Below are 23,565 nucleotides of genomic sequence, written 5' to 3' on the forward strand. Positions count from 1 at the left end.
CCCGCGAAGGCTCCATCGCCTTGGACGCTGCGCTTTCGAACCCTACTCTTTTTGCAAGGCCCGAGCCCCTGAGTGGCGAGGAATGCTTAGATGCGGCACCCATCATTCTTGATATCATCAAGGACGGTCAGTCTCGACGCCTGATCCTTAACTGCGAGACGTCGCCGGGACTCGAGGCGGTTCTTCGTATCCTGTTCAGCTGATCCCAAGACTAAAAGATCAGCAATCGAGCGATCTCAGTATTACGGGCGCGGCTGAAAGCGGATGATAGCCAGGGGGGGGGCGACGAGTGGTCGCTCTCGATGTCCGCTAGAGGTCGATTTGCGATATTGGTGCGGTAGCGAAAAGCTGACATCCGCCGAGGAACCATGACCTACACCCTATACGGCATTCCGAACTGCGACACGGTCAAGAAGGCGCGGGTCTGGCTGGAGCAGCATGGGGTCGACTATGTGTTTCACGACTACAAGAAGGCCGGGGCGGATGCGGGGCGGCTGGGCCAGTGGATCGACGAGCACGGGTGGGAGACGGTGCTGAACCGGGCCGGGACGACGTTCAAAAAGTTGCCGGACGCGGACAAGGCGGGGATCGACAGGGACAAGGCCATCGCCCTGATGCTGGCCCAGCCGTCGATGATCAAACGGCCGGTGCTGGACCTGGGCGACCGTCGCCTGATCGGCTTCAAGCCCGAGGATTACGAAGCGGCCTTCAGCTGAGGCGAAGCGTCGCGGCCACGCCGAAGTGGTCGGACGGATATTCGTCGTTCGTGGGCGTATCGCCGAACAGATGGGCCGCGACGGGGGCGAAGGCCGACCGTTCGGCGAAGATGTGGTCGATGACGCGGTTCGGGTGGCCCTTGGCCGGGTTCAGGGTGGTGACGACCGATCCGCGCGGCAGGGCGCTGAAGAACCGGGGGCCGGTCAGGACCGACAGGCCCTGGTCGTCCTGGGTCGCGTTGAAGTCGCCCATGACGACCAGGGGCGCGCCGTCGTGCGGCAGCCAGTCCATCAGCGACGCAATCTGACGGGCGCGCACGGGGCCGGCGTCGTCCTGCCAGGCCAGATGGGTGACGACGACATCGACGGGGCGACCCTGAACCGAGACGCGCAGACGCAGGGCGGTGCGGAAATCGTCCAGCGGCTCCAGCCGTGTCGAGGCCTCGGCCAGGACGGGCAGGCGGGTCAGAAGGGCGTTGCCGTAGCGGCGGGGCGCGCCCTCGGGATCGGTCGAGACGAAGGCGACGCGATAGCCGCCCAGTTCGCGCGCCAGCATGGACGCCTGATTCTCCAGCCCCACGGCGGCGTCCTGCAACACCTCCTGCAGGGCGATGACATCGGCGTTCTGCGCCTTCAGCGCCGCGATCAGCAGCGGACGCCGCGCGGTCCAGTCGCCCTGATTGTGCCAGATGTTGAAGGTGGCGAGCTTCAGTTCGGGGCCGGGCCGGGCCGTCGGGACGGTGGCGCAGGCCGCCAGCGGCGAGAACGCCCCGGCGGCCAGCAGGGTGCGGCGCGCGATCACGTCGGGATCAGCCCTCGACGTCCGTGCTGGGGCGATCGTGGCCGTCGGCGCTTTCGGTGACCCATTCGCCGTTCGCGGTTTCGTATTCGATGGCGGCGGTCTGATCCGGCACCTTCTGCTCGCGGGCCGCGCGGACGGCGGCGGCCTTGGCCGCGTCGTGGCTGGCGAAGGTTTCGGAATAGGTGCCGCCGGACTGATAGGCCCAGCCGCCGTCATGTTCGACGATGCGATAGGTGACGTGGGCCATGAGATGCGCTCCTGCGGTTGACGGGCGACCCTAGACCGAACCGGCGGCGGCGGGAACGGCGACCTTACGAAGATTTCACCTAAGGCGGCGCATCCGTCCTCGCATCCCGCAGCCTCTTGTCGTCAGAAGGCCGCCGCATCAGGCTGCTGCACAGGTTCAAGGAACATCCGTCATGGACGACTTCATTCCGATCTTCGCCATCTTCGCCGTGTTCGGCACCATCACCGCCATCGTGTTCGGCCCCACCTTCCTGAAATACAAGGAGAAGCGGGACATGCAGGTGACGGTGCGCCAGGCGGTCGACAAGGGGCTGGAGCTGCCGCCCGAGTTGCTGGATGCGATGACCAAGGACGTGGAGCGCAGCCTGCCGTCGCGCACCAAGGACATCCGCAAGGGGGTGCTGAGCCTGGCGGCGGGCGTCGGCATCGCCGGCTTCGGCATCGTGGTGGAGGGGGCGACCCACGTCTGGGGCGGCAACGGCGCCGGCGCGCTGCTGGGCATCGCCTGCATTCCGATCGCCATCGGCATCGCCTTCATCGTCCTGGGCTTCTTCAACCCGAACAAGGCGTGACCTTCGCCTGAGAGGGGGGGAGCGTCATGAGCAAATCCTTGCGCGATTTCCACGATGTCGAGCTGGCGGCCCAGGCGGCCGCCGGCGGACGGCGGGAGTATGGCGAACTGGTCCGCCGGCACGGCTCAGCGGTGCGCGGGCTGCTGCGCCGCATGGGGGCGGCCCCGTCCCTGGCCGACGACGTGGCGCAGGACGCCTTTCTTCAGGGATTCCAGCGGTGTTCAGAGTTTCGGGGGCAGGGGACGTTCGCGGGCTGGATCAAGAAGATCGCCGCGCGGCTTTATCTGAAGCGGGTCGCCAAGGAGGCGCGCTACGTCGCCGAGGTGGAGGCCGATCAGGCCGAGGCCGCGGTGGATCGCGGCGGGCTGATGGACCTGGACGAAGCGTTGAAATCGCTGAACGAAACCGAACGGGTGTGCGTCTCCCTGTGCCACGGCGCGGGGATGTCCCACCCCGAAATCGCGGCAGCCTTGAATTTGCCGCTGGGAACGGTGAAATCCCATGTCAAACGTGGTCTGGATAAACTCCGCGCCCGGCTTTCGCCGGCGCAAGGCGACGGGAGGTCGGTGCATGTCGGCTGACGAATTCGATCCCGCCATCGAACGGCTGTTCGCGCGGCCGCAGCGGCTGGCCGACGAGGCCCTGTTTCTGGCCACCCTGCAGGCGCGGCTGGAGAAACGGTCGCGCTGGCGCACGCTGACGCTGACGGCGGCGGGCCTGGTCGGGGGCGTGCTGGCGGTGCGTGAAGGGGTGAACTTCAACTTCACCGCCGAGGGCGACGCCACCCTGTCGCAAGGGGTGCGGGCGGCGGCGGCGACCGCCCAGGGCGCGGCGCAGAACGGGCTGGACGCCCTGGGCATGAGCGGTCTGGACCTGACAGGCAGTTCGGGGATGCTGGCCTTCTGGATCGTGGCCGGCGCCATGGTCGCCGTGCTGGCGGCCGGGGCGGCGCGGCTGTCGCAGGACGTCTGAAGGTGACTTCGTCGGCGGGCGGGCCTATCTGGACCCGTTCAGACAGGAGGCCCGCCGCATGTCCATCCAGACCCAGGAGACCGTGAAGCGGATCTCGGTTCCCGATATCGCGGGGCGAAAGGGCGGCGAGCCGATCGTCTGCCTGACCGCCTATGACGCGCCGATGGCGGCGCTGCTGGACCCGCATTGCGACGTGCTGCTGGTGGGCGACAGCCTGGGCATGGCGGTCCATGGCCTGCCCAATACGGTGGGCGTGACGCTGGAGATGATGATCCTGCACGGCCAGGCGGTGGTGCGCGGGGCGCGGCGCGCCCTGGTGGTCGTGGACATGCCGTTCGGCTCCTACGAAGGGGGCAAGGACGTCGCCTACGCCAACTGCGTGCGGGTGATGAAGGAGACCGGCGCCCAGGCGGTGAAGCTGGAAACCAGCATCGAACTGGCCGAGATCGTCGCCTTCCTGGTTCAGCGCGGCATTCCGGTGATGGGCCACGTCGGCCTGCGCCCTCAGGCGATCCTGGCCGAGGGCGGCTTCAAGGCCAAGGGCAAGACCGACGGCGAGCGCGAACGGGTGCTGGCCGAGGCGCGGGCGACCGCCGAGGCCGGGGCCTTCTGCCTGGTGATCGAGGGGGTGGCGGAATCGCTGGCGCGCGAGATCACCGAGACGCTGGACGTTCCCACCATCGGCATCGGCGCCTCGTCCGCCTGCGACGGTCAGGTGCTGGTGGTCAACGACATGCTGGGGATATTCGACTGGACGCCCCGCTTCGTACGCAAATACGCCGATCTGCGCACCGAGATCGACCGCGCCGCCGCCGCATTCGCCGCCGATGTGAAAACCCGCCGTTTTCCTGCCGAAGTCGAGACCTACTTCTCGAAAAAGCCGGCGTCGCAGTAACGGACGACGTTGCGGCCCATGCGCCGACCTTCTAGGGTCCGCGCCGGTTTGCATTTCGCGATTTTGGGGCGACGTTTCAGTGGTTGATGTCTTCGAGCAGGTCGAGGAGGAGCTTCGCTCCGCTAAGTTGAAGCGCCTCGCCCGCACCTGGCTGCCGGTTTTCGGCGTCGTGCTGGTCGTCGCCCTGATCGGGGCGCTGGGCTGGTGGGGCTGGGACAGCCTGAACGCCAACAAGGCCGCCAAGGCCGCCGAGGCCTATGATCGCGGCATGGAGGCCCTGCGCGCCGACAAGCCGATGGACGCCCGCGCCGCCTTCGAGGAGGCGGTCAAGGAAGGCAATGGCGCCTATAAGGTCCTGGCTTTGCAGCAGCAGGCCGGTCTGGCCGTCAGCGCCAACAAATTCCCCGAAGCCGTCCGTCTGTTCGACGAGGCGGCCAAGGCGTCCAGCGATCCGATCCTGTCCGATCCGCCCGCGCTGAAGGCCGCCTTCCTGATCATGGACACCGCGCCCCTGGCCGAGATCGAAAAGCGGCTGGAGCCGCTGGCCGACGACAAGCGCCCGCTGCACGCCTTCGCCCAGCAGGCCCTGGCCCTGGCCCGTCTGCAGCACGGCAAGACCAAGGAGGCGCGCGAGACCTTCGTTCAGCTGCAACTGGGCCAGAACGTGCCGGATTCGATCCGTCAGCAGGCCCAGATCGCGGTGGAGAGCATCGACGCCGGAACCGCCGGCGCGCTGGCCGACATCATCCGCGACGCCGCCAAGGCCACGCCGCCCGCCGCCGGACCCGCGAACGCCATGACCCCCTCGGCAGCGCCCGCCGCCGCGCCCGCCCAACAGTGACGACCCCTTTTAGGACGCCCCCGATGAACCGAGTTCTGAAAGTCGCGCTGATCTGCGGCGTCGCCGCGACCATGGCGTCATGCGGCTCCGTGCGCCGCAACCTGCCCTTCGGCCTGGGCGGCAAGGAAGGTCCGAAAGCGACGGCCTCGGCCGGCGACCGGATCTCGGTGCTGGAGTTCGAGCAGCAGCTGGCGCCGTCGGCCGCCCTGTCCGGCCGCGACTATTTCCTGCCCGGCCCGCAGGCGGTCACCGCCTGGACCCAGCCCGGCGGCACGGCCGAGAACCTGGTCGAACACGTCATCGCCGCCCCGAACTTCCAGATCGCCTGGAAGCGCGGCATCGGCTCCGGCTCCGCGCGCGTCGGCAACGTCATGGCGCCGATCGTCGCCGCCGACGGAAAAATCTTCGTTCTGGACGGCGAATCGACCGTCTCCGCGGTGTCGGCCGACACCGGCGCGGTGCTGTGGAAGGTCAACGTCAAGAACGCCGAGCGCGACCGCAACGGCGGCTTCGGCGGCGGTCTGGCGGTCGGCGCGGGCAAGGTGTTCGTCTCCTCCGGCTACCGCTCCATGACGGCGCTGGACGCCAACACCGGCGCCGTGGCCTGGACCCAGCAGGTGGACGCCCCGATCCATGGCGCCCCGACCGTGTCGGGCAATCGCGTCTTCGTGGTCGATGTGGACAGCCAGCTGTTCGCCTTCGACACCACGACCGGCGCCCAGGACTGGACCTATCGCGGCATCGCCGAGCCCGCGCGCGTCATGCGCGCCTCCAGCCCGGCGGTCAGCGGCACCACGGTCGTCGCCCCCTTCGCCTCGGGCCAGCTGGTCGCGCTGAGCACCTTGAACGGCCAGGCGGTGTGGGAAGAGACCCTGTCGCGCACCAGCCGCACCAGCGCCCTGTCCGAGGTTCGCGACGTGGCGGGCCGCCCGGTCATCAGCCGCGGCATGGTCTATGCCGTCAGCCATTCCGGCGTCTTGTCGGCGATGGACCTGCGTTCGGGCCAGGCCAAATGGCAACTGCCGGTGACGGGCGTCAACGCGCCCCTGCCGGTCGGCGACGCCGTGTTCGTGGTGTCCAAGTCGGGCCAGCTGATCACCGCCAATCGCGACACAGGCCAGATCTACTGGACGCGCGAGCTGAACCAGGGCCGCGAGCGTCGCGAGGGCGGTTTCCTGACCTTCGGCCGCCATACGATCACGCCCCAATGGTCCGGCCCGCTGCTGGCTTCGAACCGTCTGGTGATGGTGAACTCGTTCGGCGAGGCGGTGGCCTTCGATCCCAAGACCGGCGCGGCCCAGGCCACGTTGAAGCTGGGCGCGCCGGCCTATATCGCCCCGGCCGCCTATAATGGCGCCCTGTATGTGCTGACCGATAACGGCCAGCTGATCTGCATCCGCTGATTTTCAGCCCGAACTAAGCTAGAAAGCCGACATGGCTCTGAAGGTCGCCATCGTCGGCCGCCCCAATGTGGGCAAGTCGACCCTGTTCAACCGCCTCGTCGGCAAGCGTTTGGCGCTTGTCGACGATCGCCCCGGCGTGACCCGCGACCGGCGCTACGCCGACGGCAATATCGGCGACATGGACCTGACGCTGATCGACACGGCGGGTTATGAGGACGTCACCGACGAAAGCCTGGAAGCCCGGATGCGCGAGCAGACCGAGGCCGCGCTGGACGACGCCGAACTGATCATGTTCATGATGGATGCGCGCGAAGGCGTGACGTCGCTGGACCGCATCTTCGCCGAGCGCCTGCGCAAGGTGCACAAGCCGATCATCCTCTTGGCCAACAAGTCCGAAAGCCGCGAGAGCGGTGGCGGCGTCGGCGAGGCGCACGCCCTGGGCTTTGGCGAGCCGGTGCCGATCTCGGCCGAGCATGGCGAGGGGATGGCCGATCTGTACGCCGCCATCGTCGCCGCGTCGCAGGACATCTTCTTCGAGGAGGTCGATGCGCCGGACAAGCCGATCCGCATCGCCGTGATCGGCCGCCCGAACGCAGGCAAGTCGACCCTGATCAACCGCCTGATCGGCGACGACCGACTGCTGACCGGGCCGGAGGCGGGGATCACCCGCGATTCCATCTCGGTGGACTGGCAATTCGAGGGCAAGAACATTCGCCTGGTCGACACGGCCGGGATGCGTCGCAAGGCGCGGGTGCAGGAGAAGCTGGAGAAGCTGTCGGTCGCCGACACCATCCGGGCCATCACCTTCGCCGAAGTCGTCATCCTGATGATGGACAAGGACGACGCCTTCGACACCCAGGACCTGCAGCTGGCCGACCTGGTCGAGCGCGAAGGCCGGGCCCTGGTCTATGTCGCGTCCAAATGGGACCTGGAGGACGAGCCCCAGTCCCGCATGGCCAAGCTGAAAGGCATGGCCGAGGACAAGCTGCCTCAGCTGAAGGGTTCGCCCTTCGTGGCCCTGTCGTCGCACAGCGGCCGTGGGGTCGAGCGGCTGATGCCCGCCGTGCTTCAGGCCTATGACACCTGGTCGGTCAAGGTGAAGACCAAGGACCTGAACACCTGGCTGTCCATGGCCACCCAGCGCCACCCGCCCCCCGCCGTCGACGGCAAGCGGATCAAGCCGAAATACATCGCCCAGACCAAGGCCCGTCCGCCGACCTTCGTGCTGATGGCCAATCGCGCCGAGGCGATGCCGGAGCATTACAAACGCTATCTGGTCAACTCGATCCGTGAGAGCTTCGACCTGCCGGGCACGCCGATCCGCCTGAACGTCAAGTCCAGCGGCGTGAACCCCTATGCCGAGGGCGGCGCCAAGTCGGGGCCGGAACGCTACAAGGGCGACGCCAAGACCGCGCCGCGCCGGGTCAAGAAGGCCGAGAAGGAAGAGGCCCTGTCCAAACTGCCCGGCAAGGCGCTGGAGCAGAAGAAGACCCGTAAGGCCCAGCCCAAGGTTCTGGGCGGCCTGAAATCCAGCGCCTCCAAGAAGGCGGGATCGTCCGTGGCGGTCCAGAAGGGCGCGCGCGGCGGCGCCCGTCAGGTGTCGCGCTCGGGCCGCGTGCGGACGGGGCAAAAGGGCGGCGCCAAGCGGTGAGAATCGGGCGCTGACGCCATGAGCGACGCCGATCCCGCCGTTCTGCCCGATCGGCCGACCTCGCGTTGGCTGATCCTGGACGGGCAGGGGCGGGTGCTGCTGTTCCGGTTCGACTATGCCGAGGGGCCGCTGGCCGGGACCGCCTTCTGGGCCACGCCCGGCGGCGGCTGTGATCCGGGCGAGACCTATGCGGACGCCGCGTGTCGTGAACTGTTCGAGGAAACCGGCCTGACGGTCGTCGATCCGGGACCGGAGGTGGCGCAGCGGATCGCGTGTTTCCGCCTGCCCGACGGGCGGATGGCGCGGGTGGATCAGCGGTTCTTCCTGCTGCGGACCGATGACTTTTCCCTGTCGGCGTCGGGCTGGACCGAAGAGGAACAGCGCGTGCTGGCCGAGCATCGGTGGTGGAGCATTCAGGACATCCGCAACTCAAGCCAGACGATCTGGCCTGACGATCTGGCGGATATCGTCGAGGGTTTGCAGACGATGGGAAGCTGACCTCAGGCCGGCCTGCGCCCCAGCTTTTCCAGCACGGCGTCGCGATAGGTGCGGCTGACCACCAGTTCCGCGCCGCTGTTCATCGTCAACCGCCAGGCGCCGTCCGACAGTGGCTGGACCTGAGCGACGCGGGCCAGGTTGATCAGGCTGGATCGGTGGCTGCGGGCGAAGAGGCGCGGGTCCAGACGCGCTTCCAGCGCCTGCAGGGTGTCGCGGACCAGCCCCTCCTTGCCCGCCCAGTTGACGACGACATAATTGCCGGCGGAGGCGAACCATTCGATGTCGCTGACCGGGATCGAGGCGCGCGTCCGGCCCGTGGAGACCAGCAGGCGATGGGTCTGCTCCGGCTCCAGCGTGCGGGCTTCGGACAGGGCGGCGGTCAGGACGGCGATCCGGTCGCGGGCGTCGCGGGCGCTGCGCCAAGAGGCGGCGGCCATGCCGATGGCGACGACGGCGGTGTAGAGCAGAAGGACGACCGGCAGCCGGTCGATGGTCCGCGCCGCCCATTCGCCGCCAGAACCGGCAGGGTTCAGAAAGCCCATGTCGGTGCGGGCGTTGAGGGCGGCGATCAGGGGGACGACGCCCGGCATGAGGACGGCCAGGACGCCCGCCGCCCGCCACCCGGCGCCGAGCCGACGGATCACCGCCCATGTCAGCCCCGCCACCCCCAGCCAGGGCGTGTAGGACAGGGCCGCCCAGAACAGTGAGGCGTCCAGGGACAGATCCGGCGATCCGCGCCGCAGATACCAGGCCACGGCCAACACGGTCGCCGCATAGCTGTAGGCCGTGAACAGACCGACCGCCGCCGCCACGGGCGCACGCCTCAACCGGCGCATAAGGGACGACGGCGCTTGCGGATCAGCAGGGTCGCGATCCAGACGACGATCAGGCATTGGAACAGGACGGTCGGCCAGAGCTGGCTCCAGGGCGCGGGCAGGGCGGTCAGGAAATTGCCCGAGAAGGCGCTCAATACCGCAGAATAGGCGCCCAGCATCTTCGCCAGATGCTCATAGGTCCAGAGGTTCGGCGAAAAGGGCCAGGATAGCGGCGCGGCGAACCGCCACAGATCCCAGAACCCCATCATCAGGGCGCTGGCGGCCAGGGCGGCCGAGACGGTTGCGGGACCGTCGGAACGGCCGGTCGCCAGCAGGACCAGAACCCACAGGCCGATGCCGATCACCCCCAGCGTCGCGGCCCAATCCAGCGGGCGGGCGCGGTCCCGGGCATTCAGATCGGGCCGTTTTCGCCCCAGCACCCGCACGCCCGAGAACAGGCTGAGCGTGGCGGTCGCCGACAGGGCCAGGAAATAGGTGTTGAACCGCAGCGCCGTCATCGCCCAGGCGCAGACCAGAAGGATCGTCATCAGACCGACGAACAGCCGCCCCCAGAACCGGTGGGCGCGGCCGCCCTTGCGGGTGACGACGGGCATGACGCCGACCAGAACGGCGCAAAGGCCGGTCGAGACGTGGACGATCAGAAGGGACGAGAACAGGGTCATGGACCCCGCCTTGCCGACGTCCGCCGCGCAGCGCCATCGTCCGGGGACGAACGGCGGCGGGCGGGGACGAAAGCCTCAGATCAGGGCTTCGATCGACGGTCCGGCTTTCCAGTCCTGGAACCGGATGGTCAGGGGCGGGGTCGCATCCGGGCGGGCCAGGTCGACGACCAGGGGACCGATCTGGGAGGGATGGGGCAGGACCGACGGGTCTTCGCCCGGATAGGCCTGGGCGCGCATCGCGGTGCGCATCCGGCCGGGGTCGACGATGCAGGCGCGGACGGGCGTGCTCTCGATCTCATCGGCCCAGGCCTTCACCAGGGCCTCGGCGCCCGCCTTGGTCGCGGCGTACATGCCCCAGAAGGCGCGGGGATTGGTCGCCACGCTGGTCGTGAAATGAATGGCGCGTCCGGCGTCGGAGGCGCGCAGCAGCGGCTCCAGCGAACGGATCAGGCGATAGACGGCGGTGAAGTTGGTCTTCTCGACCTTGGCGAACTCGCGCGGGTCGGCGTGGGACACCGGCGTCAGGCCCGACGGCCCCATGGTCGCGGCGGCGTGGACCCAGACGTCCAGCTTCTTGAAACGTTCGAAGATCGCGCCCCCCAGCCGGTCGATGGCGCCGCCGTCCACCAGGTCGAACGGGATGAGGGTGGCGTGGCGGCCGGTGGCGGCGAAGACGGCGTCGTCAAGCTCCTCCAGACCGCCCTGGGTGCGGGCCGTGGCGATGACATGGGCGCCCGCCTTGGCCAGGGCCAGGGCGCTTTCATAGCCGATGCCGCGCGATGCGCCGACGACAAGGGCGATGCGGTCGGCGAGGGGGGCGGGGGTGGTCGACATTCCTGTCTGATAGGCGTCATCGCCCGCAACGCCAAGGGAGGCTCGACCCCGAAAGACGACGATGATATGCGAATGACTCGCATTGTTAAATTGAGTCGACGCCATGACCCGTCTCGCGATCTTCCTGTCCGTCTTCGCCTCGACCCTGGCGGTCATGATCATCATGCCGATCCTGGCGCCCCTGATCCGGGCGATGGGATTGAGCGAAAGCCAGGGCGGCTGGATGATTTCCATCGGTTCGATCGTCATGGCGGTGACGGGAGCCTGGTGGGGCGCCAAGAGCGATCATTGGGGGCGCAAGGCCGTGATCCTGGCGGGGTTCGCCGGTCTGTGCGTCAGCTACGCCGTCTATGCCGTTGTGATCGACCTGGGGCTCAGGGGCGTCCTTGTCGGCGTCCCGCTTCTGGCGGCCTTGTTCGTCGGCAGGGCGTTTGTCGGGGCCTTCCTGCCCGCCGCCCCGGCCGCCGCCCAGGCCTATATGGCCGACACCACCACGGCCGAAACCCGCAGCACGGGAATGGCCCTGATCGGCGCGGCCAGCGGCCTGGGCATGATCGCGGGACCCGCCCTGGGCGGCGCCCTGGCGTTGAGGGGGCTGATCTGGCCGATGGTCCTGGCGTCGGTCCTGCCGGTTCTGGCCTTCGTCATGGTCGCCCTGGTGGTGCCGCGCACCCCGCCCAGGGAGCGATCGACCACCGATCGGCTCAGCCCGTTCGCTCCCGCCGTGCGCGGCTGGCTGTTGATCGGCCTGCTGTTGATGCTGACGATCGTGACGCTTCAGGTCAGCGCGGGCTTCTATTTTCAGGACCGCCTGAATCTGAGCGGGCCGGAGACGGCGCGGTTCCTGGCCCTGTCGCTGAGCTTGGTCGGCCTGCTGCTGGTGGCGACCCAGACGGTGCAGATGAAGCTGTTGAAATGGGCGCCGCGACGGCTGGTGCGGGCGGGCGCGCCCTTCCTGATGATCTCCCTGCTGGTCCTGTTGTTCACGGCCTCGCGCGCGACCTATGCGGGGGCCTACGCCCTGTTCGGCGTGGGGGCGGGACTGGTCATCCCGGGGTATATGTCGGGGGTCTCGCTGGCCGTGGATCAGGATCGTCAGGGTGCGGCGGCCGGTCTGGTCACACTGATGCAGGGTGTGGCCGCCATCATCGCGCCCCTGGGCAGCACCCTGTTGTACGAACGCGCGCCGGGCCTGCCGTTCGCCGTGGCCGCGGTCCTGTGCGCCGGTGTGATCCTGGTCGGCCTGCTGCTCGCTCCGGCGGGGCGGACGAGGGCGGTCCAGACCGGGAACGGCGCGGCTTGAACCACCCCGCCGAGGTCAGGCGCTGACCAGCAGGGATAGCTGTTTGGCGCCGAACTCGCGGCCGCCCTCCTCGATCTCGCGATCCAGCAGGCGGGTGGGGTAGTCGCCGGTGAAATAGTGGTCGGTGAACTGGGGATGGGCGTTGTCGCGGCCGGTCTCGCCCATGGCGCGATACAGGCCGTCGATGGACAGGAAGCCCAGCGAATCGACCTCAAGCATCTCGCGCATCTCGTCCAGCGTCTTGTTGGCGGCCAGCAACTGGGCGCGTTCGGGCATGTCGATGCCGTAGAAGTCGGGGAACAGGATCTGAGGGCTGGCCGAACGCAGGTGAACCTCGGTCGCGCCCGCCGCGCGCACGGCGCGGACCAGTTTGACCGAGGTGGTGCCGCGCACGATGGAATCGTCGATCAGCACGACCCGCTTACCGGCCAGGGCCGACTTGTTGGGGCTGTGCTTCATCCGCACGCCCTTCTGACGCGCGCCCTGGCTGGGCTGGATGAAGGTGCGGCCCAGATAGTGGCTGCGGATGATGCCCATTTCATAGGGAATGCCGCTTTCCTGGGCATAGCCGAGCGCTGCGGGGACGCCGGAATCCGGCACCGGCACGACGATGTCGGCCTCCACGCCCAGCTCGCGGGCCAGACCCCGGCCCATCTCCTTCCTGACCTCATAGACCGAGCGGCCGTTCACGACCGAATCCGGGCGGGAGAAATAGACGTATTCGAACAGGCAGGGGCGGGCGGCGCGGGCCGGGAAGGGTTTGAGCGAGCGCAGACCGCTGTCGTCGATCACGACGATCTCGCCATGTTCGACATCGCGCACGAAGGTCGCGCCCATCATGTCCAGCGCGCAGGTTTCGGACGCCAGCACCCAGCCCTCGCCCAACTGACCCAGCACCAGCGGGCGGATGCCCAGCGGGTCGCGGGCGCCGATCATCTTGGTGCGCGTCTGGGCGACCAGGGCGTAGCCGCCCTCGATCCGCGCCAGGGCGTCGATGAAGCGATCGACGATCTTGGCCTTACGGCTGCGGGCGATCAGATGGAGGATGACCTCGGAATCGGACGTCGACTGGAAGATCGCGCCTTCGCTGACCAACTGGGCGTGGAGGAATTTGAAGTTGGTCAGGTTGCCGTTGTGGGCGATGGCGATGCCGCCCTGGTCCAGATCGGCGAACATCGGCTGGATGTTGCGCAGGAAGCTGCCGCCTGAGGTGGAGTAGCGGGTGTGGCCCACAGCCGCGCGGCCCGGCATCCGCGTCATCAGGTCGGCGCCGCCGAACGCCTCGCCCACCAGGCCCTGGTGGCGTTCGGTGTGGAAACGCTCGTCCCTGACGCTGGCGATGCCGCAGGCTTCCTGGCCGCGATGCTGAAGGGCGTGAAGGCCCAGGGCGACGACGGAGGAGCCTTCGTCCTCGTCCGCGCCCCAGACGCCGCAGACGCCGCATTCCAGACGAAGCTGGTCATCCTCCGGCTCGCGCCAGTGCTCGCGGTGAACGACGGGATCGGCGATATGGTGGCGCATCGCAGGGCTCCGATGACCGGGGAAACGTCTTAAGGGGCGGCTTCGCGGCGCGAGTTAGGCCGTGATTGCGTCTGGGGCAAGGCTTCGTCGTCCGAAAACCCCCTGCGTACGGATGAATCGACCACGGGCGTGATGGCGTCGGCGCCCCGGCCGATGCTGGGCAGGACGACCTGGATCATCCGCGCGCCCACGGCGCTGACCGGATAGAGGGCGGCGTTGGTCAAGAAACGCGGCGTCCGCTCGCCCGGCAGGGCCGCGACGATCACCAGATGAACCGCCCCGATCAGCACCAGGGCGCGCACCGCGCCGATGACGAAGCCGAAGACGCGGTCCACCACGCCGAGGTGCGGATGGTCCTTGGCGCCCTTGGACAGCATTCCGCCGATCAGGCGCAGGCCGAAATAGACCACGAAGAAGGTCAGGACGGCGGCCAGGATCGACCCGGCCCATTCGGGATCGACGAAGGCGCGCGCGACCCCGGCCGTCCACGGCAGGGCGATCAGGGCGACCAGGGCCGCCAGGGTGGCGCTGAGCAGGGTGATGATTTCGCGTACCCCCCCGCGCACCCAGCCGGCCGCGACGGAGAACAGGATCACCACGATGGCGAAGACGTCGTATCCGGTCACGCGTGCGGGATCCTGCGGCTGCTACGCCCGCCTAATAGCGGTTCTGCGAGATTCGTTCGACCACATCCGTCAGGCGGGTCGCAGATGTCACCTTCACGCCCCTGGTCTTGGCGGTCAGGGGCGGAGCGAGGACCTGATCGAAGCCCAGCTTCTGCGCCTCACGCAGGCGGGCCTCGGCCCGGCCGACGCTGCGGACCTCGCCCGACAGGCCGATCTCGCCGAAGACCACGCAGCCCTGAGGCAGGGAGACGCCGGTCGCCGAACTGATCAGGGCCGCCGCCGCCGCGAGGTCGGCGGCGGGCTCGTTGATGCGCAGGCCACCCGCGACATTCAGATAGACGTCCTGATCGCCGAAACCGAAGCCGCAGCGCGCCTCAAGCACCGCCAGCACCATGGCCAGACGCCCCGTCTCCCACCCGATCACGGCCCGGCGCGGGGTGCCATAGGCGGATTTGGACACCAGGGCCTGCATCTCGACCAGCACGGGGCGCGAGCCTTCGATCCCGGCGAAGACGGCGGCGCCGGGCGCCCGCTCCTTGCCCTCGCCCAGGAAGAGGGCGGACGGGTTGGCGACCTCGCGCAGGCCGCTGTCGCCCATTTCGAAGACGCCGATCTCGTCGGTGGCGCCGAAACGGTTCTTGCCGGCGCGCAGGATGCGGAACGGATAGCCGCGCTCGCCCTCGAAGGTCATGACCGCGTCGACCAGATGTTCGACCACGCGCGGACCGGCGACCTGACCATCCTTGGTGACATGGCCGACCAGGATGATGGCGGGACCGTCGTTCTTGGCCAGACGCACCAGTTCGCTGGCGCAGGCGCGGACCTGGGTGATGGAGCCAGGGCCGCTGTCGTGCACGTCCGACCACAGGGTCTGGACCGAATCGATGATGACAACGTCGAATTTCTCGCGTTTCAGCGTGCCGAGGATGTCGCGCAACGCGGTCGCGGCGGCCAGATTGACCGGCGCATCCGCCAGCCCCATCCGCTTGGCCCGCGCCCTGATCTGCTCCACCGCCTCTTCGCCCGAGATATAGGCCACCCGCGCGCCGCGCAGCGCCGCCTTGGCCGCCACTTCCAGCAACAGGGTGGACTTGCCGACGCCCGGATCGCCGCTGAGCAGAATGGCCGAGCCGGGCACCACGCCGCCGCCGCACACCCGGTCGAATTCGGTCACGCCCGTCGCGATGCGCGGCGGCTCGGGCGTATCGGACTGCAACGTCTCGAACTGAATGCCGCGCGTGCGGGCCGAGGCGGCGGCTGAGGGCTTGATGGCGCCGGGCGGGGCTGACCGGCTTTCCTCGGTGAGCGTGTTCCACTGGCCGCAGGACGAGCACTGGCCCGACCACTTGCCGTGGACCGCGCCGCAGGACTGACAGACATAGAGGGCGGAATCGCGAGCCATGAGCTTCCTTAGCAGACCCGCCGATTCGACGACGGATCGCCCCGATCTGCAATTCATCCACGACAAAGTCGGTCGCAGTGGCAACCTTCGCCATTACGAAGGATTTGAGAACACGTCGCACGGCGCTTGCGTTACAGGGCGACGTAACGTCACTATTCGACCCGGCTCCCCATTATCAGAGGCATTTTGATTCACATGACTGACCCGACGCCCCACTCGTCCCAGCCCGCCGTCGATCCGGCCCTGACCGCACGGGTCAAGGGAATCCTGCTCCAACCCAAGGCGGAGTGGCAGGTCATCGACCGCGAGTTCGCCACGACCAACAGCCTCTACACCCGCTACGCCATGATCCTGGCCGCGATCAGCCCGATCGCCACCCTGATCGCGAGCGTGGCCTTCCTGCACACTTCGATCGTCAGCGCCCTGGTGCTGGCGGTGCCGTCCTATGTGCTGGCGCTGGCGGGCGTCTTCATCCTGGGCATCATCATCAATGCGCTGGCTTCCAGCTTCGGCGGAACGCCGAACCCGATCCAGGCGCAGAAACTGGCCGTCTATTCGTACACCGCCGCCTGGGTCGCGGGCATCGCCAATCTGATTCCCGTCGTGGGCGGCCTGATCGCCCTGGCCGGCGCGATCTACAGCCTGGTGCTGCTGTTCATGGGCCTGCCGATCCTGATGAAGGCGCCGGAAGACAAGAAGGTCGTCTATTTCATCGTCATCCTGATCGCCGGCATCGTGCTGGGCGTTATCATGAGCGCCATCGTCGGCGCCGTGGCCCTGGCCTTCTTGGCCTCGACCGGCGGTCTGGCGGCGATGGGCGCCGGTTACTGAGAATAGACCCGCGGCACGCGCGGCGTGATCGAGGTCAGCAGCTCATAGCTGATGGTCCCGGCCGCCGCCGCCGCATCGTCCAGAAGGCGATTCGGTCCGAACAGTTCGACCGGATCGCCCACGGCGACGTCCAGGCCGGTGATGTCCACCGCGCAGACGTCCATCGACACCCGACCCAGCAGCGGTCGGGTGTCGTTTGCGATGAAGACCGCGCCGGCCGGCGAATAGGCGCGTAGCAGACCGTCGGCGTAGCCGGCCGCCACCGTGGCGACCCGGATCGGCCGTTCGGCGACATAGCCTTGCGAATAGCCGATGCTCTCGCCCGCCGGCACGTCGCGGACCTGCAACACGCGCGCGGTCAGGGTGGCGACGGGGGCGATCCGCGCATCGGGCCGGCCCTCGGGACCGCCGCCATAAAGGCAGATGCCCGGCCGCACCGCGTCGAAGGCGAAGTCGGGCCCCAGGAAACAGCCGCTGGAGTTGGCGAAGGATCGGATCGCGCCCGGATAGCGGCCGACGACGCCGGCGAATAGATCGCGCTGGCGCCGGTTCATCGGGTTTTGCGGATCGTCGGCGCAGGCGAGGTGGGTCAGGACCAGGGCAAGGCCGTCGAACGCCTCGGGCGCATCTTCCGGGCGGACGCCTAACCGGTTCATGCCGGTGTCGATCTGCAGGCCGCAGGTCCCGCCGCCCGCCGCCGCCCAGGCCTGCATCTGCGCCGGATGGTTCAGCACCGGCCGCAGGTCGGCCGCCTTCAGAGCCTGAGCCTCGCCCTCGCGGCAGCCGTCCAGCACATAGATGATCGGGTTGCCCGCACCATGTGTGCCCAGCGCGGATCGCAGCCGCAGTCCCTCGGCCGCCCGCGCCACGAAGAAGGTGTCGGCGCCCTCGGCCATCAGTCGTTTCGCCACGGCCTGCGCGCCCAGCCCATAGCCGTCCGCCTTGACCACCGGATGCACGGGCAAGCCGCTGACCTGGCCCAGGGTGCGATAGTTGCGGGCCAGGGCGTCAAGATCGACGGACAGAAGGGCGGGAGTGGTGATCAGGTCGCTCATCAGGCTCTTATGCGCCAACGTGTGTCTGATGGAAGAGCTGCGCGGCTAGACGCCCAGCCATCGAAGGCCGCCGGGCAGCTTTTCGGCGGAATAGTCGATCTGCAACACCCGCCGCCGTTTGGGCGTGTCGGCGGCGCTGGAGGCATGCAGGATCGGCGTCGAATAAAGCCAGACGTCGCCCGCCTCGGCCTCGCAGACGAAAACGCCGCATTCCTTTACAACCTCTTCGATGCGGTCGAGGGGCACACGACCCTTCAGATGCGATCCAGGCGCGATCAACAGCGGCGCGTTGTCGGCCGGCACGTCGTCCAGATGAACCCTGACCGTCAACATTCGTGTCAAAAGGTCGAAAGGCGGCGCCACATGCTGCATCCCGGCCTTGACCGACCACGGACCGAAGCCCGGAGAATCCCGCCGCGTCTCGACGCAGATCGTGCGATCCTGATGCCAGCCCAATGACCAGTTTGCGGTGGGAGATTTGTCGAACAGGACGGCGCGGACCGGACGAACTGCCGGACCGAGGATCTGCGCGGCTAGGGCGCCGACTACGCCGTCCACGTTCAAAATGTCTCGCAAATGTTCGGCCCCCTGAATGCGGACGCCTGCCTGGTCGGAGGGGAGCCCGGTCAGCGCCGCTTCGATGTCCCGCAGATGGCGCGCGACGTCGGCGGTACGCCGTTCGGCCCCGTCCGGCCCCAGCCGCAATGTCTCGGCAAGATACGTGGGGCTCATTTCCAGGTCCTATTCGTAGCTGACTTCCTCATAGCCGTGGGCCAGGTTGCCGAAGCGGACGGTGTCGGCGTCGAAGGCCAGTTTGACGATGCCGATGGGGCCGTGGCGCTGCTTGCCGATGACGACCTCGGCCTGGCCCTGAAGGCGGTCCATGTCCTGCTGCCATTGCAGGTGTTCCTCGGTGCCTTCGCGCGGCTCGGCGCGGCCCAGGTAGTAGCTCTCGCGATAGACGAACATCACGCAGTCGGCGTCCTGTTCGATCGAGCCGGATTCGCGCAGGTCGGACAGTTGGGGGCGTTTGTCGTCGCGCTGCTCCACCTGACGCGACAGCTGCGACAGGGCGATGATCGGCACCGACAGTTCCTTGGCCAGGGCCTTCAGCCCGCCGGTGATCTCCGACACCTCCTGCACCCGGTTCTTCTGGCCGCCGCCGTCGCCGGTGGTGACCAGTTGCAGGTAGTCGACGATGATCAGGTCCAGCCCATGCTCCATCCGCTTCAGGCGCCGGGCGCGCGCGGCCAGCTTGGAGATGGACAGACCGCCGGTGGCGTCGATGTAGAGGGGGCTTTCGCCGATCTCGACCGCCGCGTCGCGCAGCTTGCCGAAGTCCGAGGCGTCGATCTCGCCCTTGCGCAGCTTGTCCGACGACACGCCCGAGGCGTCGGCCAGGATACGCATCGCCAACTGTTCGGCGCTCATTTCCAGCGAATAGAAGGCGACCACGCCGCCGTTGACGGTCTTGCGCCCCTCCGGCGTCGGCTCCCACTGATAGGCGCGGGCCACGTTGAAGGCCATGTTGGTGGCCAGCGCGGTCTTGCCCATCGACGGACGACCGGCCAGGATCAGAAGGTCGGAGGGGTGCAGGCCGCCCAGCTTGCGATCCAGATCGTTCAGACCGGTGGCCAGACCGGCCAGCTTGCCTTCGCGCTGATAGGCCTCGGCCGCCATCTGCACGGCGCCGGACAGGGCGTGCGAGAAGCTGACGAAGCCCGACGACGGCTTGCCCGTCTCGGCCAGGGAATACAGGGTCTGTTCGGCCTGTTCGATCTGTTCGTCGGCGGGCGTTTCGGGATTGGGCGCCTCCTTGATGATCTCGCCGCCGATGCGGATCAGGTCGCGGCGCAGGGCCAGGTCATAGACGACGCGGGCATAGTCGGGGGCGTTGGCGGCGGGCGGGGCGCGGTCCACCAGATCGGCCAGATAGCGCAGGCCCCCGAACTCCTGGAAGGCCGGATCCTGCTTGAACCGCTCCATCAGAATGGTCGGCTCGGCCAGCATCCCCTGACGGATGTGATCCTCGATCGCGTCGTAGAGCCGCTGGTGGAAGGGTTCGTAGAAATGACTGCCGCGCAGACGGTCGCTCAGCCGCTCGAACACCGCATTGTCGAACATCAGCGAGCCCAGCAGCGCCTGCTCGGCTTCCAGATTGTGCGGCATCGAACTGACGCCGCCGGAGTCCATCGGCGAAGACGAGAAGGGCATGGGGGCGAAGGCGTTCATCGATTAAGGCTTTAGCCCTCCCACGCGCCTGCGTCAGACGGGGACGCCCCCTGGCCGGTGGACAGATCGTCCGGGCTGGGGACGAACCGGAATTGTTCAGTGCGCTTTGATCAGGACGCTGCAATCAAGCTGGAAAAGGCGAAGATCCAGAAAACCCATTTCAGCCCTATGGCCTGTAGACAGGCCCGAAAAAACGACGCCGGACGATCCAGCAGATAGGCGGTGGTCACGACTGACCATATCCAGCCTGATGTCGCCAGCCCCAGCCAACCATTATCCCAATGCACGCCGACGACATAGCCGCCGCCGCCCACAGCCACGCCAATCCAAGAATTTTTCAGGAGGCGTCGTGTCAGTTCAATCGGAACGACTGTAAAAATGACGGCTTCCAGCCCTGTCACCAGAAGGCCCAAAGCCGCAAGAGAGAACGGCCCAAGCCGCCGCATTGCGTCGGGCGTCTCGCCTTCGCCAGGCCATAGGAATCCAAATCCAACTACGCCGCCGATCAGAGCCATCGCAGCAACCGAGAATATGGCGAGAGAACGCTGCGTTGTGCCGATCGCAGCCCACCGCCTCACGACCGGCATGGATAGTCCAACGCCATCCATTCGCGCATCGCCTGGGTTACACTGATTGTGCGGCGGCTGGGGGGAATGGCGTTGAAATGGGCCAGGATTTGATCCGGCGACATGCTGATCTTGTCCGGCATGCAGGTGGCGGGCGGTCGGCCCGCCGCTGTGGCTGCGGCCTGCTCGGCCCGCACCGTGCGGGCGGCGCTGCGGAACTCGGCCATCAATCGGCGGGTGTCGGTGCGCAGCAGGGCGGTCGGATTCTGGGGAATGCGGTTGGCGGTCGTCAGGAACTCCTGCACCGTCATGGCCTGGGCCGCGCCCGCCAGCAGCGAAAGCGCCACGGCGCCCGCGGCGATGGTTGTGTTCCTCATGTCGGTCCCCTGAGCCAAGCGAAGACGAAGCTTCGCCGTGCTTCTGTGTCGCAACTAGGGCGAGAGGTGCGCCTATGACGCATTCATAATGCCGTAAAAGAAAGGGCGCTCCGAAGAGCGCCCTTGCCGTCTGATCGTTCAGCTTCCTGCGATCACCACTTCAGCGCGATGCGGCCGTAAACGAACCGGCCGTTGAAGCCGTAGGGCGAGAAGTTCGAGAACGGGAAGGCGCCCGAGGTGTTGTTCGCCCGCAGGATCTCGCGCGGATACTCGTCCAGAACATTGTCCGCGCCGACCGCGAAGGTCAGGCGGTCGTTCAGGGCGTAACGCGCCTCGACATCCACCACCAGGCCGACGCCCAGTTGCAGGTCGGTGGCCTCGGTGGCGCCGGGGGCCAGGACGTCGCCATAGCCGGTGGCGCGGAAGGTGCCGCCCAGCTTGCCGCGCGTCCAGTCGGTCTGGAAGGCGGTCTTCCACGGCGGGGTGCCTTCCTCGAACCGCAGGGTGGCCTGACGCGCGAACAGGGAGACCGGCGTGGGCAGGATGCCCGAACGGGTTTGCGGCGTCTTGGTCACGTCGAAGTCGTTGACGTTGGCCGCCAGGGTGAAGTCCAGCGAGCCGACATCGGACAGCACGCGGTAGCGCGCCACCACGTCCAGCCCGGTCGTCTCGGTGTCGACGCCGTTGATGAAGAAGCGGGCGGCCGTCGCGCCATAGGGTTGCAGCAGGTCGAAGATGGCGCGGGCGTTGGTGCCCGCCGCGGCCGTGGCGCTGCCGGTCAGGGTTTCGGACAGGATGATCCGATCCTCGATGTCGATGCGATAGGCGTCGGCCGTCAGCTCGAACGCGCCCTTGCGATAGACCAGACCCAGCGAATAGTTGGTCGAGGTCTCGGCCTCCAGCGGCGTGCCGCCCAGGGCCACGCCGACCGGGCTGACCGACGGGAAGGTGCCGGTCTCATAGGGAACATTGTCGATGTAGAGGATGGCGGTCTGGGTGAAATACTGCTGTTGCAGGCTGGGGGCGCGGAAGCCGGTCGAGACCGCGCCGCGAATGGCGAAGGACGGGGTGAAATCATACCGCGCCGCGATCTTGCCCGAGACATTGTCGCCGAAGTCGGAATAGTCCTCGTAACGGACCGCCGCCGAGGCGGTGAAGTTCTCGAACAGTTCGCCTTCCAGATCGACATAGACGCCGACATTGTTGCGGTCCTTGTCCACCTCATTGGCGGGGGTGAAGCCGGTGAAGCCGCGCGAGCCCCAGGTCAGATCCGTGCCGCCGATGTTGAGGAAGGTCCCGCGTTGATAGGAGCCCGGCTCTCCGGCGCCGATCTGATAGGATTCACGGCGCGCCTCCAGACCGAAGGCGACGTTCAGCGGGCCGTAGAGGCCGACGTCATAGCCGCGGCTGGCGTCGATGCCGAAGACCAGCTGATCATAGGCCAGCGAACCGGCGTAGAACTTGGTCGGAGAGGTCGGACCAAGCGACGGGTTCAGGGTGTTGTCGGCGCTGAAGTCGATTTCGTTCTTGCCGTAGCCGAGGTTGACGTCGATGTCGAAACCGCCCGCCTGACCCTTCACGCCAGCGGTCGCGGTCCAGTCGGTGGTGTCGGTCAGGACATAGGGCAGATAGCCGTTCGGATAGACCCGGCCCGAGGCATAGGCCGGGTTCTGGGCGTTGTCCGTCGGCGTGCGATAGAAGGCGGCGGCCGAGGCGTCGCGGGTCTGATAGCCGACCCAGCCATAGGCCTCCCACCCGGCGCCCAGCGGCTTGCCGGCGTTCAGATAGATGGCGAGGTCTTCGGATTCAGGGTCGCCCTGGCCGCCGCGAACCTCGGCCGGACTGAAGCGCGGGTCGATGTCGCTGCGGTTGGTGCGGGCGCGGTCGCGGTATTCGACCGAGGCGGTCAGGAAGCCGTCCGAACCCAGGCCGAAACCCTGCCAGCCCGCGACCGTCAGGGCCTCGCCGTCGCTGATGTCCTTGCCGCCACCGTAGAAGCCGGTGAAGTCGGTCAGATAGCCGCCGTAGGTCACGCTGGCGCCGCCGCCGCTGGAGGCCTGGCGCAGGCGCAGGTTCAGCACCCCGGCGATGGCGTCCGACCCATACTGGGCCGCCGCGCCGTCACGCAGGACCTCGATCCGCTCGACGGCGGTGGAGGGGATGGCGTTCAGGTCGACGGCGGCCGAACCGCGCCCGACCGAGCCGTTGGTGTTCACCAGGGCGGTGGCGTGGCGACGCACGCCGTTCACCAGCACCAGCGTCTGGTCCGGGCCCTGGCCGCGCAGGGTCGCCGGACGGATCGAGTCCGTGCCGTCCGTCGCGGAGGGACGGGGGAAGTTCAGGGCCGGAACGCTGGCCGCCAGTTGGGTGGCCAGTTCGGTTGAGCCGCGCTGCTGCAGGGTTTCGGCGGTGACGACATCGACCGGCGCGACGGAATCGAGGCGGGAACGGCCAACGACGCGGGTGCCGGTCACGACGATGTCGTCGACATTGTCGGCCTGAGGCTGCTGCTGGGCCAGGGCGGGGCTGGCGGTGATCAGGGCGAAGGCGGAGGCTGTGATCAGCAGGGCGGAGCCGGCGGGGCGGATGAAGGACTGGCGCATGAGAAGAGACCTTTTCTTTTTGTCTTGAGACTTGGCGTCGCGACATTCAGTGCGACGGACATGGACGCGAGGAGCAGGCTAGGGGCGACATCGCGGCATGGGCGCCAGAAAAACTGCACGC

At 67.7% G+C, this 23,565-nt stretch carries 25 protein-coding genes; 11 read left to right on the top strand and 14 right to left on the bottom strand.

Translation table 11 applies throughout. The features are described from left to right. Positions 1-368: 368 nt before the first annotated feature. Positions 369-716: an ArsC family reductase gene (locus P0Y50_10125; GenBank protein WEK38905.1), complete on the top strand. Its 348-nt coding sequence runs from the start codon at positions 369-371 to the stop codon at positions 714-716. Here P0Y50_10125 and P0Y50_10130 read toward each other — a convergent pair. Together P0Y50_10130 and P0Y50_10135 are read right to left on the bottom strand one after the other, a co-directional pair. Continuing rightward, positions 709-1,518, bottom strand: a complete 810-nt coding sequence (locus P0Y50_10130; protein WEK38906.1) for an endonuclease/exonuclease/phosphatase family protein — start codon at positions 1,516-1,518, stop codon at positions 709-711. The genes P0Y50_10125 and P0Y50_10130 overlap by 8 nt on opposite strands. 7 nt (positions 1,519-1,525) lie before the next feature. After that, entirely contained in the window at positions 1,526-1,765 is a 240-nt protein-coding gene (locus P0Y50_10135) for a hypothetical protein (protein WEK38907.1), read from the bottom strand. A gap of 172 nt (positions 1,766-1,937) precedes the next feature. On the opposite strand from P0Y50_10135, the gene P0Y50_10140 reads away from it, so the two are divergent. The 8 genes from P0Y50_10140 to P0Y50_10175 all read left to right on the top strand — a co-directional run bounded on the left by P0Y50_10140 (position 1,938) and on the right by P0Y50_10175 (position 8,596). After that, positions 1,938-2,336: a DUF6249 domain-containing protein gene (locus P0Y50_10140; protein WEK38908.1), complete on the top strand. Its 399-nt coding sequence runs from the start codon at positions 1,938-1,940 to the stop codon at positions 2,334-2,336. A gap of 26 nt (positions 2,337-2,362) precedes the next feature. Continuing rightward, on the top strand, positions 2,363-2,917 hold the full coding sequence (locus tag P0Y50_10145) for a sigma-70 family RNA polymerase sigma factor (protein ID WEK38909.1): 555 nt from the start codon (positions 2,363-2,365) through the stop codon (positions 2,915-2,917). Beyond that, on the top strand, positions 2,907-3,308 hold the full coding sequence (locus P0Y50_10150; protein ID WEK38910.1) for a hypothetical protein: 402 nt from the start codon (positions 2,907-2,909) through the stop codon (positions 3,306-3,308). Before P0Y50_10145 ends, P0Y50_10150 begins: the two co-directional genes overlap by 11 nt. 58 nt (positions 3,309-3,366) lie before the next feature. Beyond that, a complete protein-coding gene (gene panB / locus P0Y50_10155) occupies positions 3,367-4,203 on the top strand; it encodes a 3-methyl-2-oxobutanoate hydroxymethyltransferase (protein WEK38911.1) in 837 nt (278 codons plus the stop codon). A gap of 127 nt (positions 4,204-4,330) precedes the next feature. Beyond that, complete coding sequence (locus P0Y50_10160; protein ID WEK38912.1) at positions 4,331-5,044, top strand: tetratricopeptide repeat protein; 714 nt, start codon at positions 4,331-4,333, stop codon at positions 5,042-5,044. 23 nt (positions 5,045-5,067) lie between these two features. After that, positions 5,068-6,447 (top strand): PQQ-like beta-propeller repeat protein, encoded by a 1,380-nt coding sequence (locus tag P0Y50_10165; protein ID WEK38913.1) that lies wholly within the window; start codon positions 5,068-5,070, stop codon positions 6,445-6,447. Between the two features lie 31 nt (positions 6,448-6,478). Continuing rightward, the gene (der, locus tag P0Y50_10170) at positions 6,479-8,098 is read left to right on the top strand and encodes a ribosome biogenesis GTPase Der (protein ID WEK38914.1); all 1,620 of its coding nucleotides are present in this window, start codon (positions 6,479-6,481) and stop codon (positions 8,096-8,098) included. An 18-nt stretch (positions 8,099-8,116) separates the two neighbouring features. Beyond that, positions 8,117-8,596 carry an NUDIX domain-containing protein gene (locus tag P0Y50_10175; GenBank protein ID WEK38915.1) on the top strand — a complete coding sequence of 160 codons (480 nt, stop codon included), beginning with the start codon at positions 8,117-8,119 and terminating at the stop codon, positions 8,594-8,596. A 2-nt stretch (positions 8,597-8,598) separates the two neighbouring features. On the opposite strand, the gene P0Y50_10180 is transcribed toward P0Y50_10175, so the two are convergent. From P0Y50_10180 to P0Y50_10190, 3 genes are all read right to left on the bottom strand, one after another. Then, a complete protein-coding gene (locus tag P0Y50_10180) occupies positions 8,599-9,489 on the bottom strand; it encodes a LytTR family DNA-binding domain-containing protein (protein ID WEK38916.1) in 891 nt (296 codons plus the stop codon). After that, the gene (locus tag P0Y50_10185; GenBank protein WEK38917.1) at positions 9,420-10,094 is read right to left on the bottom strand and encodes a hypothetical protein; all 675 of its coding nucleotides are present in this window, start codon (positions 10,092-10,094) and stop codon (positions 9,420-9,422) included. Before P0Y50_10185 ends, P0Y50_10180 begins: the two co-directional genes overlap by 70 nt. 75 nt (positions 10,095-10,169) lie before the next feature. Then, positions 10,170-10,928: an SDR family NAD(P)-dependent oxidoreductase gene (locus P0Y50_10190; protein WEK38918.1), complete on the bottom strand. Its 759-nt coding sequence runs from the start codon at positions 10,926-10,928 to the stop codon at positions 10,170-10,172. Between the two features lie 103 nt (positions 10,929-11,031). On the opposite strand from P0Y50_10190, the gene P0Y50_10195 reads away from it, so the two are divergent. Then, positions 11,032-12,231: an MFS transporter gene (locus P0Y50_10195; GenBank protein ID WEK38919.1), complete on the top strand. Its 1,200-nt coding sequence runs from the start codon at positions 11,032-11,034 to the stop codon at positions 12,229-12,231. A gap of 15 nt (positions 12,232-12,246) precedes the next feature. On the opposite strand, the gene purF is transcribed toward P0Y50_10195, so the two are convergent. Genes purF through radA form a run of 3 tightly spaced genes read right to left on the bottom strand, consistent with a single transcriptional unit; the run spans position 12,247 to position 15,780 of the window. Further along, positions 12,247-13,752, bottom strand: coding sequence for an amidophosphoribosyltransferase (gene purF / locus P0Y50_10200; GenBank protein WEK38920.1), 1,506 nt, complete (start codon positions 13,750-13,752; stop codon positions 12,247-12,249). 29 nt (positions 13,753-13,781) lie between these two features. Next, a complete protein-coding gene (locus P0Y50_10205; protein WEK38921.1) occupies positions 13,782-14,378 on the bottom strand; it encodes a CvpA family protein in 597 nt (198 codons plus the stop codon). A gap of 31 nt (positions 14,379-14,409) precedes the next feature. Then, positions 14,410-15,780, bottom strand: coding sequence for a DNA repair protein RadA (gene radA / locus P0Y50_10210; protein WEK38922.1), 1,371 nt, complete (start codon positions 15,778-15,780; stop codon positions 14,410-14,412). A 195-nt stretch (positions 15,781-15,975) separates the two neighbouring features. Here radA and P0Y50_10215 point away from each other — a divergent pair, with 195 nt between their 5' ends. Beyond that, on the top strand, positions 15,976-16,611 hold the full coding sequence (locus P0Y50_10215; protein WEK38923.1) for a Yip1 family protein: 636 nt from the start codon (positions 15,976-15,978) through the stop codon (positions 16,609-16,611). Here the strand turns inward: P0Y50_10215 and alr are convergent. The 6 genes from alr to P0Y50_10245 all read right to left on the bottom strand — a co-directional run bounded on the left by alr (position 16,605) and on the right by P0Y50_10245 (position 23,444). Then, complete coding sequence (gene alr, locus P0Y50_10220; protein ID WEK38924.1) at positions 16,605-17,666, bottom strand: alanine racemase; 1,062 nt, start codon at positions 17,664-17,666, stop codon at positions 16,605-16,607. The genes P0Y50_10215 and alr overlap by 7 nt on opposite strands. 45 nt (positions 17,667-17,711) lie before the next feature. Further along, complete coding sequence (locus P0Y50_10225; protein ID WEK38925.1) at positions 17,712-18,398, bottom strand: phytanoyl-CoA dioxygenase family protein; 687 nt, start codon at positions 18,396-18,398, stop codon at positions 17,712-17,714. Between the two features lie 9 nt (positions 18,399-18,407). Further along, complete coding sequence (locus P0Y50_10230) at positions 18,408-19,898, bottom strand: replicative DNA helicase (protein WEK38926.1); 1,491 nt, start codon at positions 19,896-19,898, stop codon at positions 18,408-18,410. Between the two features lie 110 nt (positions 19,899-20,008). Beyond that, complete coding sequence (locus P0Y50_10235; protein WEK38927.1) at positions 20,009-20,413, bottom strand: hypothetical protein; 405 nt, start codon at positions 20,411-20,413, stop codon at positions 20,009-20,011. Positions 20,414-20,472: 59 nt separating this feature from the next. After that, positions 20,473-20,841 carry a hypothetical protein gene (locus tag P0Y50_10240; GenBank protein WEK38928.1) on the bottom strand — a complete coding sequence of 123 codons (369 nt, stop codon included), beginning with the start codon at positions 20,839-20,841 and terminating at the stop codon, positions 20,473-20,475. 152 nt (positions 20,842-20,993) lie between these two features. Further along, positions 20,994-23,444 (bottom strand): TonB-dependent receptor, encoded by a 2,451-nt coding sequence (locus P0Y50_10245; GenBank protein WEK38929.1) that lies wholly within the window; start codon positions 23,442-23,444, stop codon positions 20,994-20,996. Positions 23,445-23,565: the final 121 nt, after the last annotated feature.

It is taken from the genome of Candidatus Brevundimonas colombiensis, assembly GCA_029202665.1.
In the GTDB taxonomy this organism is placed as follows: domain Bacteria; phylum Pseudomonadota; class Alphaproteobacteria; order Caulobacterales; family Caulobacteraceae; genus Brevundimonas; species Brevundimonas colombiensis.

Coding starts and splice junctions, on each gene's coding strand:
- P0Y50_10125 (WEK38905.1), top strand. CDS start 369: ATGACCTACACCCTATACGGCATTCCGAACTGCGACACGGTCAAGAAG.
- P0Y50_10135 (WEK38907.1), bottom strand. CDS start 1,765: ATGGCCCACGTCACCTATCGCATCGTCGAACATGACGGCGGCTGGGCC.
- P0Y50_10140 (WEK38908.1), top strand. CDS start 1,938: ATGGACGACTTCATTCCGATCTTCGCCATCTTCGCCGTGTTCGGCACC.
- P0Y50_10145 (WEK38909.1), top strand. CDS start 2,363: ATGAGCAAATCCTTGCGCGATTTCCACGATGTCGAGCTGGCGGCCCAG.
- P0Y50_10150 (WEK38910.1), top strand. CDS start 2,907: ATGTCGGCTGACGAATTCGATCCCGCCATCGAACGGCTGTTCGCGCGG.
- panB (WEK38911.1), top strand. CDS start 3,367: ATGTCCATCCAGACCCAGGAGACCGTGAAGCGGATCTCGGTTCCCGAT.
- P0Y50_10165 (WEK38913.1), top strand. CDS start 5,068: ATGAACCGAGTTCTGAAAGTCGCGCTGATCTGCGGCGTCGCCGCGACC.
- der (WEK38914.1), top strand. CDS start 6,479: ATGGCTCTGAAGGTCGCCATCGTCGGCCGCCCCAATGTGGGCAAGTCG.
- P0Y50_10175 (WEK38915.1), top strand. CDS start 8,117: ATGAGCGACGCCGATCCCGCCGTTCTGCCCGATCGGCCGACCTCGCGT.
- P0Y50_10180 (WEK38916.1), bottom strand. CDS start 9,489: ATGCCTGATCGTCGTCTGGATCGCGACCCTGCTGATCCGCAAGCGCCG.
- P0Y50_10185 (WEK38917.1), bottom strand. CDS start 10,094: ATGACCCTGTTCTCGTCCCTTCTGATCGTCCACGTCTCGACCGGCCTT.
- P0Y50_10190 (WEK38918.1), bottom strand. CDS start 10,928: ATGTCGACCACCCCCGCCCCCCTCGCCGACCGCATCGCCCTTGTCGTC.
- P0Y50_10195 (WEK38919.1), top strand. CDS start 11,032: ATGACCCGTCTCGCGATCTTCCTGTCCGTCTTCGCCTCGACCCTGGCG.
- purF (WEK38920.1), bottom strand. CDS start 13,752: ATGCGCCACCATATCGCCGATCCCGTCGTTCACCGCGAGCACTGGCGC.
- radA (WEK38922.1), bottom strand. CDS start 15,780: ATGGCTCGCGATTCCGCCCTCTATGTCTGTCAGTCCTGCGGCGCGGTC.
- P0Y50_10215 (WEK38923.1), top strand. CDS start 15,976: ATGACTGACCCGACGCCCCACTCGTCCCAGCCCGCCGTCGATCCGGCC.
- alr (WEK38924.1), bottom strand. CDS start 17,666: ATGAGCGACCTGATCACCACTCCCGCCCTTCTGTCCGTCGATCTTGAC.
- P0Y50_10225 (WEK38925.1), bottom strand. CDS start 18,398: ATGAGCCCCACGTATCTTGCCGAGACATTGCGGCTGGGGCCGGACGGG.
- P0Y50_10230 (WEK38926.1), bottom strand. CDS start 19,898: ATGAACGCCTTCGCCCCCATGCCCTTCTCGTCTTCGCCGATGGACTCC.
- P0Y50_10235 (WEK38927.1), bottom strand. CDS start 20,413: ATGGCTCTGATCGGCGGCGTAGTTGGATTTGGATTCCTATGGCCTGGC.
- P0Y50_10240 (WEK38928.1), bottom strand. CDS start 20,841: ATGAGGAACACAACCATCGCCGCGGGCGCCGTGGCGCTTTCGCTGCTG.
- P0Y50_10245 (WEK38929.1), bottom strand. CDS start 23,444: ATGCGCCAGTCCTTCATCCGCCCCGCCGGCTCCGCCCTGCTGATCACA.